Annotated in this window: 14 protein-coding genes; 10 read left to right on the plus strand and 4 right to left on the minus strand. The window is 35.1% G+C overall.

Features of this window, described 5'->3' with window-relative positions; all coding sequences use genetic code 11:
* Nucleotides 1-190 precede the first annotated feature (190 nt).
* From J4Q03_RS20010 to J4Q03_RS20025, 4 genes are all read right to left on the minus strand, one after another.
* The gene (locus J4Q03_RS20010; RefSeq protein ID WP_426049878.1) at nt 191-607 is read right to left on the minus strand and encodes a hypothetical protein; all 417 of its coding nucleotides are present in this window, start codon (nt 605-607) and stop codon (nt 191-193) included.
* Nucleotides 608-994: 387 nt separating this feature from the next.
* On the minus strand, nt 995-1,606 hold the full coding sequence (locus J4Q03_RS20015; protein ID WP_426049879.1) for a response regulator: 612 nt from the start codon (nt 1,604-1,606) through the stop codon (nt 995-997).
* 64 nt (nt 1,607-1,670) lie between these two features.
* Nucleotides 1,671-1,940 carry a hypothetical protein gene (locus J4Q03_RS20020; protein ID WP_426049880.1) on the minus strand — a complete coding sequence of 90 codons (270 nt, stop codon included), beginning with the start codon at nt 1,938-1,940 and terminating at the stop codon, nt 1,671-1,673.
* A gap of 421 nt (nt 1,941-2,361) precedes the next feature.
* The gene (locus J4Q03_RS20025) at nt 2,362-3,009 is read right to left on the minus strand and encodes a DUF1349 domain-containing protein (RefSeq protein WP_426049881.1); all 648 of its coding nucleotides are present in this window, start codon (nt 3,007-3,009) and stop codon (nt 2,362-2,364) included.
* Nucleotides 3,010-3,091: 82 nt separating this feature from the next.
* Here J4Q03_RS20025 and J4Q03_RS20030 point away from each other — a divergent pair, with 82 nt between their 5' ends.
* The 10 genes from J4Q03_RS20030 to J4Q03_RS20075 all read left to right on the plus strand — a co-directional run bounded on the left by J4Q03_RS20030 (nt 3,092) and on the right by J4Q03_RS20075 (nt 12,565).
* Entirely contained in the window at nt 3,092-3,835 is a 744-nt protein-coding gene (locus J4Q03_RS20030) for a response regulator transcription factor (RefSeq protein WP_426049882.1), read from the plus strand.
* A 108-nt stretch (nt 3,836-3,943) separates the two neighbouring features.
* Entirely contained in the window at nt 3,944-4,300 is a 357-nt protein-coding gene (locus J4Q03_RS20035) for a helix-turn-helix domain-containing protein (protein ID WP_426049883.1), read from the plus strand.
* A 422-nt stretch (nt 4,301-4,722) separates the two neighbouring features.
* A complete protein-coding gene (locus J4Q03_RS20040) occupies nt 4,723-5,979 on the plus strand; it encodes an aminotransferase class I/II-fold pyridoxal phosphate-dependent enzyme (protein WP_426049884.1) in 1,257 nt (418 codons plus the stop codon).
* A gap of 6 nt (nt 5,980-5,985) precedes the next feature.
* Entirely contained in the window at nt 5,986-6,627 is a 642-nt protein-coding gene (locus tag J4Q03_RS20045; RefSeq protein WP_426049885.1) for a TetR/AcrR family transcriptional regulator, read from the plus strand.
* A gap of 98 nt (nt 6,628-6,725) precedes the next feature.
* Nucleotides 6,726-7,811, plus strand: a complete 1,086-nt coding sequence (dnaX, locus tag J4Q03_RS20050; protein WP_111952930.1) for a DNA polymerase III subunit gamma/tau — start codon at nt 6,726-6,728, stop codon at nt 7,809-7,811.
* Nucleotides 7,812-7,843: 32 nt separating this feature from the next.
* Complete coding sequence (locus J4Q03_RS20055) at nt 7,844-8,422, plus strand: hypothetical protein (RefSeq protein ID WP_426049886.1); 579 nt, start codon at nt 7,844-7,846, stop codon at nt 8,420-8,422.
* A gap of 432 nt (nt 8,423-8,854) precedes the next feature.
* Complete coding sequence (locus J4Q03_RS20060) at nt 8,855-9,934, plus strand: chorismate mutase (RefSeq protein WP_426049887.1); 1,080 nt, start codon at nt 8,855-8,857, stop codon at nt 9,932-9,934.
* Between the two features lie 203 nt (nt 9,935-10,137).
* Nucleotides 10,138-11,064 carry a ribosome small subunit-dependent GTPase A gene (gene rsgA / locus J4Q03_RS20065; RefSeq protein ID WP_426049888.1) on the plus strand — a complete coding sequence of 309 codons (927 nt, stop codon included), beginning with the start codon at nt 10,138-10,140 and terminating at the stop codon, nt 11,062-11,064.
* 597 nt (nt 11,065-11,661) lie between these two features.
* Nucleotides 11,662-12,078 carry a nucleoside-diphosphate kinase gene (locus tag J4Q03_RS20070; protein WP_034707297.1) on the plus strand — a complete coding sequence of 139 codons (417 nt, stop codon included), beginning with the start codon at nt 11,662-11,664 and terminating at the stop codon, nt 12,076-12,078.
* Nucleotides 12,079-12,352: 274 nt separating this feature from the next.
* A complete protein-coding gene (locus J4Q03_RS20075; RefSeq protein ID WP_426049889.1) occupies nt 12,353-12,565 on the plus strand; it encodes a hypothetical protein in 213 nt (70 codons plus the stop codon).

A 12,565-nucleotide genomic window follows, 5' to 3' on the forward strand; every position in this document is an offset into this window, starting at 1 on the left:
ATTTCTCTTACAATTTGAAGCTTTAAACTTAAATTGTAATCTCTCTGTGTACGTTTGATGTACGCGGTTTCTAAATGTTCTTCCATAACGATTCTTTTTTTGTGTATCGATATTTCAGGACTAGACACGATATAAAATAAAAACCGCTGCAAGAGAGCAGCGGTTTTCTTATAATCAACATAATAATAAACTAAGACTCTGTCTTTAACAGTCCATAATTAGACGTTGCAGGTTCCTTTCCGAAAAGACAGGAGAAGATGTTCTGAAACTCATGGATATATCTGCATTTGATCGAGTTCCCGTATATTTTCAATCCCTCAAGGATTTTCTTAGAACTCAGGTCAATGTCATATTTAATAAATGTTTCAGGTCTCTCATAACGGATTCTCTCGTTTGAACTGTATGTTCTCAGGAAACCAAATTTTTCAAGCCATTCTTCTGTTATCTTAATCGGTTTAAGAGAATCTGCCGGAACTGAAATACTCTGGATGTCATTTTCGATTTTTACAAAATAATCGTGACCTGTTCCCTGAAATATTTCAGTGATAGTGTAAATCTGATTTTTGTATTCAACTAAGTTTTTGATTTTAAGATCTGCTGCATTCATAATATTTTGAGTTTAGAAAGGTGTGTGTTGGTAAATATTTAATTGCAAATATTATGCCCAGAGCAATAATAAATATCCTGTTTTTATTGGGAGTTTTATTAATTATTAACATAAATAATCAATTATATGTTAATATAATGCGGAAATTGGCTGAATTTATAGGAAATCAGGATGCTAAATGTGGTACTTGTGTGGTATCTATTGTTTTGTTAAAGAGTTTTAATATCTTTTAATTCTGTTTCCGGAAAACTAAATATTAAGAAGTTTCAACAGAAAACAAGAATAACACAGGAAGCCATTTTTTATAAATGACATGAAAATACGCTCCTCAATAACCATAAGAAATCTACAGCAGTATAAGGCTTGAATGTATTAAATATACGGTTCCTAATGCATCATTTCATGCACTTTGATAAGTTCTGCGATATTGGAAACATTAAGCTTTTTAAAAATTCTTTTTTTGTAGGTACTTACGGTAGACATCTGGATATCCAGTTTATTCCCGATTTCAAGATTTCCGGACCCTTTCGCCAATAGTTTAAAAATTTCATATTCCCGTGAAGAAAGCTTTTCTGCAGGATTACTTTTTTTATTCTGAATAATAAGCCCGATAAGTTCACCGGGGTAGTAATAACCCTTTTGAATGACTGATCTTACCGCTTCCCTGATCTCTTCTTCGCAGCCCTGCTTACTGAGATAGCCTTCTGCACCTTCACGGATATACTGTATGGCCACATCCTTGCCATGTCCGGAAAAAACAAGAATCTTCAGATTTTTCTGGATACTTTTAAGCTCGGGGATCATTTTCTTATACTGCGTTCCCGGCATATCAATATCGAGAAGAAGAAGATCATAAACGTGTTCGGATACCTGTTCTTTTACCTGGTCATAATTTTCAGCAAAATCTATTTTAAGCTTTGGATAAGCAGATTCTAAGACTAGGGCAGCTCCTGCTCTTACTACATAGTGATCGTCCGCGATTAAGATTCTTTCATTCATATAATTTGGCTTTAATAAAAGTTGTTTCAACGGTCATTCTTTGGGATATCTGCAACAGATGTTCCTATTTTGTACCGGTGGTTATTGTAGTTAGTTTTTGATTATTATTAAAAGCATGAACGTAAAAGGCTCCGTTTTCGGCTGCATTTACAAAAGGTGTAATTCTTTTCTGAACAGCTTCAGTAAAGGTCCACGTAAAATCATGATAATCCTTGACAATAGATTTTGCATTGTTTTGCAGAAATCCGTTGCCGGTAAAATACCTAATGGAAATATGACGCTGTCCGTAAATGTTCGAAAACAAGATTACAAAAAACAATGTCCAGGCTTTCATAAATACATAAATGATCTACGCTTCCGCTTGATTAGAGCGGAAATTTATTAATAATAGTCATTATACAAGCCGAAGTTTTTTAAGTGTTGGGAATACTGAGTGCATTTTTTTTCATTAATATTTTTGTGTTTGGTGTCTTGCCGTTGAGCAAGTTGGATTTTGGGCTGTAAAATTAGTGATTTTATACACATAAATTATCATGGTAAGGTGCATTTGATATGAATTTTATCTAATAACCAGACACATTGAGCATGATTTCATGATTTTTATCTTCGGTTAGTGAAATAGTATTCTTAATTTTTAAATTATTTGTCAGTATTTAAAATCTAATGATTGACCAGAAGAATTGTAAGCAAACAAAAAACCTCCCGAAAAAGGGAGGCGAATTAAAATTGACTGTATATTGAATAAAATTCAACCGTTATTTGTTGTTTTCAAGCCATTTCAGCCTGCGTTGGTCGGGAAGGTGTTTTACCGTGAAGTTTTCAAAAGCTGCAGTAAAGCCGTTTCCATCCGGGCAGGCGGCCATTAACCCAACCATTACAGGGGTATTATCCTGTAAATAGGCATTGCGCATCATTGTATAGTTTTTATCATCAAAAGAATAAAATACTTCTACAGCATCCAGTCTTCTTACGGCTTTTATCCAGACCGCAGAAGGAACTGTGTCCAGTGTAATAACGCTCCAATCGCTTGTTCCGTGCGTCACTACAGTACTTAAGTTGTATTTTCCATCTACGAATTCAATGCCTGCCTTTATGTAGTTCTCTTTATCAATCCGCAACATAAGTCCCATCTGGTCAAATCTCGCCTTATAGTTCCCACTGATTTTTACCTTTGCTTCAAATTCTCCGCCATAGGTTGTATAATAAAAGGGAGCATCGTCTACTGTAAATCCATAGTGGGAAATTCTCCAGTAGTCACTTTGTGGGGTGACAGTCATGAGCAGGCTTTTGTTTTTTATTTCCCATTTCTCGGGCTCATTAAACCAGTTCATCTTTTCCAAAGTCTGTGAAAGTGTTTTCTGGACCATAAAAACAGTGCAAAAACTTAAAATCAATCTCTTCATCCTCTTTAGCTGGGTGTAAATTATTATTTTAGCAAAAGTATAACTATACCTATATTTCGTCAATACTGATAAATAACCATTTATGGAAATCGTAGAAAAACTGAACAGCCGGCTTTTGGACAGATCATCACAAAAATGCAGACTTGACATAGAAGAGTATAAACAGAGAGCATTGATATATTCCCAGATGGAAGGTGCCCTATCTGTTTTGAGCGATATGCAGGCAGATAAAAGTTATGTGTACAAACCCAAAGCTGCATGGGAACTGGGCTTAAGTATGAAGGAAAACCCGTCAGAGATCAATTCTATCTGGGAAGAAGAGATCATTAAAAAGATACATCCGGATGACAGACTCAAAAAATATATCCATGAACTTCGGTTTTATGAAATGATGGATGCTATGGATCCGGAACTTCGGGCGGACTATTCTGTACTTTCTAAAATCAGGATGAAAGATAAAAATGATGAATACAGGCTTGTAAAACACCGGATGTTCTATATTTATTCTCCCGATAACGGAAAGCTGAGATTTGCATTTTGTCTTTATCATATTGCACTGGACCAGACGCAGCTTCCGGTTTCCGATTTTATGATCATTAATACAGCTAAGGGTGAAATTATTGTAAAAGATAAGCTTAACTATCAGAATATTCTCTCAAAAAGAGAGCTGGAAGTTTTAAAATACGTTGGCGAAGGCTATGCCAGCAAAGAAATAGCAGATTTTTTGTCCATAAGCATCAATACAGTAAGCAGGCACCGCCAGAATATCCTTGAAAAACTGAAAGTGAAAAATTCTGTACAGGCATTTAAAGACAGCTTTTATTAAAGATAACTTGTTTATACGTGAAACGTCTGAAAAGTTCACCATGTTTTTTTTATTCTTATCTTTAATTTTATAGCGTAAATTTTTACTATAAATAAATGATGATAACAAATGAAAAGAAGCGAAGAGATCACCAGGCAATATTTTGATTTTCTTGAAAAGCATATTCAGGATGTAATTACCGGAATTGTCCCGGAATTTATGGAGCTCAATGAAATTGCCGGACATCTTGCTGTTTCCCATCAGCACCTTACAGATACTATAAAAAAAGAAAAAGGACAGCATCCGTGCTATTTTTATGATGAGAAAATCATTAGTGAAGCCAAGGGAATAATAGCAGACTCAGATCAGTCTATTGCTGAAATTGCAAGATTGTTTACCTATGATCCGTCCAATTTTTCCAAGTTCTTTAAAAAGATGACGGGAATTACACCGGGAGCGTTCAGAAAGAAGAGCAGATTGCAGTGATTAAATTCAATATTTTTTCCCCGGAACAGGGCAAAAATAGCATTAAAATTCTTTTTATAATTCCTGAATTTTAATGAATTTTAACATTCTAAAATTAAATCTGAAAAATAAGATTTTAATAATGAGACAATTGTGAAATATTTGTCTTTTTTTTGTGATTTATTTTAAGATAGTGATTTATTGTTATCTTTTTTTTGTTAAATTTAGGTTCATTAAAAAACAACTAACCCCTTGAAAACACTCAACAGATATATAGATAATAAAGTGATTTGATTATCAGATCATAAAGTAAAATGTCTTATATTATGTATAATATTTAACATAATTGATAGATTTTGCAAGCTTTAAATAATCATATATTTGTTCTTCAGACAACTAAAATATACACTAAACACTAACAATTAACACTAACAACATTAAGGATGAGTATCAATTTTGAAACAGCAACTTTTAAAGACTTTGAGAATATTTCAGATTATGATATTGCTCAAAGAGCAAATTACTTTTATGAATTCCTTGACCATATGAAATCCAGAGGTCATATGAATTACAGACTGAAAAATACTTCAGGAAGCAATGCAACATTAGATATAGATATTGCAAACCAAAATAAAAACTATGTAAGTTTTGTCTCCAGCGATTATTTAGGATTTACACAGCATCCTAAAGTTAAAGAGGCCGCAATTGAAGGAATTGAAAAATATGGAACCGGTACAGGAGCATCACCTTTGATAGGGGGATATTTTGATTATCATAATGCGATAGAAAAAAAGATTGCTGATTTTTTTGGAAGAGATGAAGAAGAGGTCATTTTGTTTACCACCGGATATGCGGCTAATAGTGCTACCTTACAGATTTTAATGCAGAAGGAAGATATCGCTATTTTGGACATGGGAGTGCATGCCAGTGTACACGAGGGATGTGCTTTTACCAATAAAAAAACATTTCCTCACAATAATTTGGAAGCTTTGGAACATGTTTTGAAGGTATGTGAGAATACGTACCGTACAAAGCTGGTTATCTTGGATGGAGTTTACTCTCAGGAAGGGGACACTTCACGGGCTAAAGAAATATATGATCTTGTGAAAAAGTATAATGCTTATCTTATGGTAGATGACGCCCATGGAGTAGGAGTGATGGGAAAAACCGGAAGAGGAGCTCTTGAAGACGACGGTTTATTGGATAAGATAGATTTTATAACAGGAACATGCAGCAAGACTTTTGGCAACCTGGGAGGATATGTTATTGCTAATAAAAAAATAACATCATTTCTTAAGTTCCAGTCCAGACAGCATATTTTCTCAGTAACAGCACCCCCTTCTTCCTTCGGAATTTTAAAAGCAATTGATTTGATTGATGAAGAACCATTCTGGAAAGATAAGTTATGGGATAATATCAATTATTTTAAAACAGGGCTTAATGACATGGGGTTAGATACAGGAATTACCTGCTCAGCGATTATTCCCGTAAAAATAGGGGATCAAAATAAAATGTGGGATATTGGAAGAATACTGCTTGAAGAGGGAGTCTATACAAACCCTATTATGTATCCTGCTGTAGCCAGAAAAGATGCACGTATCAGGATGACTGTAACAGCACGGCACGAAAAAGAACATCTAGACAAAACACTGAATGTCTTTGATGATATAAATAAAAAATTGCATATTGCAAAAAAATAATAAATTATGCCCAGAAAAGTAGTCCAAGGCCCTATTAGGGATAAAGAAAAAACAAAACAGAAACTGCTGGCAGCAGTTGGTAAAATTTTGAGAGTAAAAGGTTACTCAGGTTTGAAAGTAAGTAAAATTGCAGCTGTAGCCGGTTTCGACAAAAAACTCATTTATGAGTACTTTGGAAGTACAGATAAACTTATTGATGAGTATATAAAATCCCAGGATTACTGGAGCAAGTTCAGCCCGGATATTGAGGAGGAAGTACAGGTTGGAAAAGGGAAAGAAGTCTTAACTCAGGGAATCCTCATGCAGTTTGAAAGTCTGAAAAAGAATAAAGAATTACAGAAAATTATTCTTTGGGAACTTTCCGAAAGCAAACCTATACTTAAAAATATACTAAAGCAGAGAGAAGATGTAGCTGCCAATCTGTTTGAAAATGTTACGGATCCTTATTTCGGGGAAAACGCTACAAACGTAAGAGCTATGTTGGCTTTAATAGCAGCAGGGGTTTACTATCTGAACCTGTTTCCTGCATACAACGGAACAGAATTCTGCGGTATTGATATGAGAACTGATGAAGGAAGAGCCGAAGTGCAGAAAGTGATCGTTGAGATTATAGAACACTACTACGAAACGAAAAAAGCAAAAGAATAATGATTAAAAGTTTTCCAATTTTCCGAAAATAATTTTTTTATTGATAATTTGAAAACTTTTAATTTTCAGATTAAAACTATATTTCTTATTTTTGACCAATGGAAAATTTTATCGTATCTGCAAGAAAATACCGCCCCCAGCAGTTTGACACTGTAGTAGGGCAATCTCATATTACAGATACCTTAGAACATGCTATTGGAGAAAATCAGCTGGCTCAGGCCTTACTGTTCTGCGGTCCAAGAGGTGTAGGTAAAACTACATGTGCCAGAATTCTGGCCAGAAAGATCAACGAAAAGGATGGTTCAGTTTCAGAAGACGGCTTTGCTTATAACATCTATGAATTAGATGCGGCATCCAACAATTCCGTGGATGATATCAGGGAACTGATAGACCAGGTCCGCTTTGCGCCTCAGGTAGGTAAATATAAAGTTTATATTATCGATGAGGTGCACATGCTGTCTTCTGCGGCCTTTAATGCTTTCCTTAAAACACTTGAAGAACCGCCGGCACACGCTATTTTTATTTTGGCGACTACAGAGAAGCACAAAATAATCCCTACTATTTTATCACGTTGCCAGATTTATGACTTCAAGAGGATTACCATTGAAGATATTCAGGGACACCTGAGAAACATCGCTCAAAAGGAAAATATCCAGTATGAAGACGATGCTCTGTATCTCATTGCCCAAAAAGCTGATGGAGCCTTAAGAGATGCACTTTCTATCTTTGACAGGCTTTCCACATTTTCCCAGAAAAACATCACACTGGCCAAAGCTGCCGAAGTGCTCAATATCCTTGATTATGATCAGTACCTCAATATAGTGGATCTGGCCAAGGAAAACAAAATCCCCGAAACACTTTTTGCTTTTAATGAAATTGTGAAAAAAGGTTTCGATCCTCACATCTTTATTGCAGGATTGGGAAATCATTTCAGAGACCTCATGATGGCCCAGAATGCCAGAACAATAGAACTTATTGAAGTGGGGGAAAGGACCAAGGTGAAATTCGTTGAGCAAAGCCAGAAGTGGAATGCCCAGCAGCTCATAGACGCCGTCGAGATCTGCAACCACGCGGATATTAATTATAAAAACTCCAAAAATCCAAGACTTACAGTAGAAATTGCACTGATGCAGCTGTCTTCCCTGACAGCCAATTTAGGTGATACTAAAAAAAAAAGTTCTTAATACTGGCTCCATTTCTCAGTGAGAAACAGGAAGTGAAAATCCCGGAGAAAGCTCCCGAGAAAAAAGAACCTATAACAGTAAAACCCGTTCAGCAACCTGAAACCGTTCAGGAAACCACTGTAAAAACAACAAAACCTTTATCAAGACAGGGAATTTCCTCAGGCTTCAGCATTAATTCTTTCCTCAATAAAGAAGAAAAAGTAGAGAAAGAAGAAGTCGTAGCCGTAAAAACAGAGCATCTTCCCCAGAACCATTTTACAGAGACTGATCTGCAGATGGAATGGAACCTCATGCTCAAACAGCTTCAGAAAAGAAACAGCTTTATCTTTAATGCTGTGAAAACATTCAAACTGATCAAGGCAAGAGAAAATACCATCAAAGTTCTGTATCCTTCAGATTCTGCCAAAGTTGAATTCGACAAGATCGCAGGTGAATTTTTCAATCATTTTAAAACTAAAGTTCACAACCATGCTATTGAAGTAGATTACCAGCGGGATTTTGACAGTCTCAAAATTGAAGTGGTTACCAAAAGAAAAATTTTCGAAAAATTTATCGAAAAAAATCCGCTTTTAAAAGACCTTGATGATTTAATGAAATTTGATCTGACATAAATTATTGTATTTATCACAGTTTTTTTTTGTTAGATTGAGTTTTTTTATATCTTTGTCAAAGATTTTTGTAAAAAATAAGTTTTTGACAAAAACAAATCAGATTTAAAAAACTAGACAACAGAAGTTTCAGACCCAAAGTGGAAAAATTATTCATCCCATATCTGTCTCATTTTGTACCCGCTAATTTCTTTAGCGGTTATTTTAGTTTTTCTGCTTTCTATTATAGAAATTTCAGAACGTATTATCGATTTTACTGGTATTACTAACTGAATTTCTTTCCAAAAAATACAGGAGGATTAAAGTCCTTTTATTTTCCTGATTCCTTTAAAAATTTTGAACGGCATTTTTTGAAAAGAATTATAAAAATAAATTTTATAATCAAAGGACTATTGCTGTTAATTCAAGAAAAATAAAAACAATAAATTTAAAAATATGAATTTAAAAGATGTAAAAAACGAGTGGATCAACGAGCTTTCACAGCCATTAATGATCGCGGGACCATGCAGTGCGGAAAGTGAAGCTCAGATGCTTGAAACCGCCAGAAGGATAAGAGAAACCAATGCTCAGGTACCCATTTTCCGTGCAGGAATCTGGAAACCGCGTACCAAGCCGAACGGTTTTGAAGGAGTAGGAGTTATCGGCCTGAACTGGCTGAAAAAAGTAAAGGAAGAATACGGATTCAAGACCGCTACAGAAGTAGCCAACGCCCACCACGTATTTGCAGCTTTAGAAGCGGATGTCGATGTTCTTTGGATTGGCGCACGTTCTACGGTAAACCCTTTCACCGTTCAGGAAATTGCAATGGCTTTAAGAGGAACTGATAAGCCCGTATTCGTTAAAAACCCTGTAAACCCGGATCTTGCTTTATGGATCGGTGCTTTAGAGAGACTTTTAGGACAGGATATTAAAAATCTGGGTGTGATTCACAGAGGTTTTTCAACCTACCAGAAAACAAAATACAGGAATAACCCGAACTGGCAGATTGCTCTTGATTTTAAAAGCCAGTTCCCGAATATTCCAATGCTGATTGATCCTTCCCACATTTGCGGAAACAGAACAGGTCTTGCAGATATTACACAGGAAGCATTCAACGTAGGATACCAGGGAGCAATTATTGAAAGCCACTGTAATCCGGATGAAGCGTGGAGCGATGCTTCACAGCAGATTACTCCTGAAGTACTGGCGGAACTTATCGGAAACTTAAAAGTAAGAAATTCAGGCATTGCAGGATTTGATAATGAGATGGGGAGACACAGAACACTGATTTCTGATCTTGACTTCCAATTAATCGAGCTTCTTTCCCAAAGAATGAAAATCTCCGAAAAGATAGGTAAACTTAAAAAAGAAAATGATATCGCAATCTTCCAGCCTGAAAGATGGAAAGTGATCACAGAATATGCTACGCAGAAAGCGAGGGAAACCGGAATGTCTCAGGAATTTATTGAGAAAGTTTTCAAAGCGATCCACGAAGAATCTATTGAAGTGCAGAACAGTATCATGATTGACAGATAGTAGGATAGTTTAGAATAATAGAAATTAGGGATTAGGGATTAGGGATTAGGAAATAATATAGGTGTAAAGACTTCTTAAAGTTTTTACACCTATATAAATAATGGAGCTTGAAATTTAATGATCATTGGAGAATTATTAAATATGTTTTCAACTATATCCTGAACCCTAATCCCTAATTCCTTATATTTGCATCCATATTATCTATGAAAGGAAAAATCATTAAATCTACAGGCAGTTGGTACCAGGTTATGGAATTCGAAACAGACAAAATTTTCGAAGCCAGAATCCGCGGCAAATTTAAACTGATCAAAACCAGACTTACCAATCCGCTTGCTGTAGGAGATTTTGTGGAATTTCAGTTAGAGCAGGATGATATTGCCTGGATCACCAAAATAGAACCACGCACCAATTATCTGATCAGAAAATCTGTTAACCTTTCAAAAGAAGCCCATATCATTGCTTCCAATATAGATCTGGCGTGTTTTATTTTTACACTGAAGCATCCGGAAACTTCACTTGGGTTCCTTGACCGTTTTTTGGCATGCTGTGAAGCGTATAATATTACTCCATTAATCCTGTTCAATAAAATCGACGTTCTGAACGAAGAGGAAATAGAGCTTGTAAAAGACATCGAATTCCTTTATCAGGAAATTGGCTATGATACTTTGGAAATTTCATCCTATTCCAAACTCAATTTTGACCAGCTTCAGGAACTTCTTAAAGACCAGACTTCCGTGTTTTTCGGGCATTCAGGATGCGGGAAATCTACGCTGGTTAATGCATTGCAGCCCGGTTTAAATTTAAAAACTTCTGAAATTTCAGATTCTCATCTCAAAGGAAAGCATACCACCACCTTTGCGCAGATGCACTTTTGGGATTTTGGCGGTAATGTTATTGATACTCCCGGTGTGCGTGAGTTTGCTATGATTGACATTGAAAAAGAAGAAGTACAGCATTATTTCCCTGAGATCTTCAAGAAAAGGGAAGAATGTAAATTCCACAACTGTCTTCATATTAACGAACCGAAATGTGCCGTTCTTGCTGCTCTGGAAACCGGAGAAATCCAGTATTCCCGTTATGCCAACTATGTAAAGCTAATGGAAGAGGCTGAAGAAGCTGCCCAGAAATAAAATTTTTCCAAATTTATCTCTGGTGTTAGGATAACATTATCCCTTACACGATTATGATTCTCCCTTATTAACCAAATCAGAGAATGGAAGTGAAATTTTGTTCTTAATAGGTAAGCTACAATTTCTAACTTATAAAGATTTATTTTTTAAGAGAACTTTGTTTTTGATGTCAAAAAATAATTCCTTTTTACAATAACTCTACTTTTTTCTTAATTTTTTTCGCCAAATATGGCTAGTTTGAAGAATTTAAATTCTATTCAAAAAAGCAGTCATAAAAAATATTAAAAAATTAATTTTATTTCATTGATTGAAATAAAAGCAATAAGGTGTTAATATCATTTTAATATGTTTTCTGAATTATTATATTCGCAATATAAAATTGATTTTTTTGCAAATAAAAAACCCAGCCGAAGCTGGGTAAAAACTAATAACCATGAAAACTCAAATTAAACATGAGAATCGTAATAGAATTAACAATTACTGTGCCAAAACTTTTTCTCTATTTCTTAATAAAAGTTATTTTTATGTTAAAAAAAAATTAAAATAAAAATCAAAGATATTTTTTGTAATTTTGCGGCATTAAAAAAATATACATTTATGTCTAACATTACATTCACTATGATTAAGCCTGATGCAGTAGCAGACGGACATATCGGTGCTATATTAGGTAAGATCGCTGAAGGAGGTTTTAAGATCAAAGCATTAAAGTTAACTCAACTTACGGTTGCAGATGCTAAAAAGTTCTATGAAGTACATGCTGAAAGACCATTTTATGGTGAGTTGGTAGAATTCATGAGTTCAGGTCCTATCGTAGCTGCTGTTTTAGAAAAAGACAATGCAGTAGAAGACTTCAGAACATTGATCGGTTCTACAAATCCTGCTGATGCAGCAGAAGGAACAATCAGAAAAATGTTTGCAAGAAGCATCGGTGAAAATGCAGTTCACGGTTCAGATTCTGACGAGAACGCTCTTATCGAGGCTCAGTTCCATTTTTCAGGAAGAGAGATTTTCTAAGAAACTACCTCAAAAAAAATATAAACCAGAGAGTTTTCTCTGGTTTTTTTTGTGCCAAAATGTCCTGAAACAGTCGGGGTAAATTATTTCAAAGACCTTTTGAAATGTCCATAAATAAAGAAGATTTAATTTTTCAGATAATATCATTACATTAGAATTATTAAATAAATAGGAAATTTGAACATAAATCCGGAAAGGTTCTTTAATAAATTGTTGTATTTTTAACATTATCATAAATGGAATACTTATTGTAAACTCCATGAAAAGAAATGTTATGAAAATTCCAGCATTAGTAATGGCCAGCTTGTTGGCCGTAAGTGTATCAGGACAGACTACAAAGCCTGTTAAGAAAGTAAAGAAACCGGTAAGTAAAATTAAAAAGTCAGAAACTCCAAAGCCGATAAAGACTGCCGAAACAAGGCTTGTTCCGAAGAAAGATACTATTTTTAGAGGCAGTGGCTACTGTCCGGCCTGTGGGTTGGGATAA

Origin of the sequence: Chryseobacterium sp. NFX27, from assembly GCF_049887855.1 — a bacterium.
In the GTDB taxonomy this organism is placed as follows: Bacteria; Bacteroidota; Bacteroidia; order Flavobacteriales; family Weeksellaceae; genus Chryseobacterium.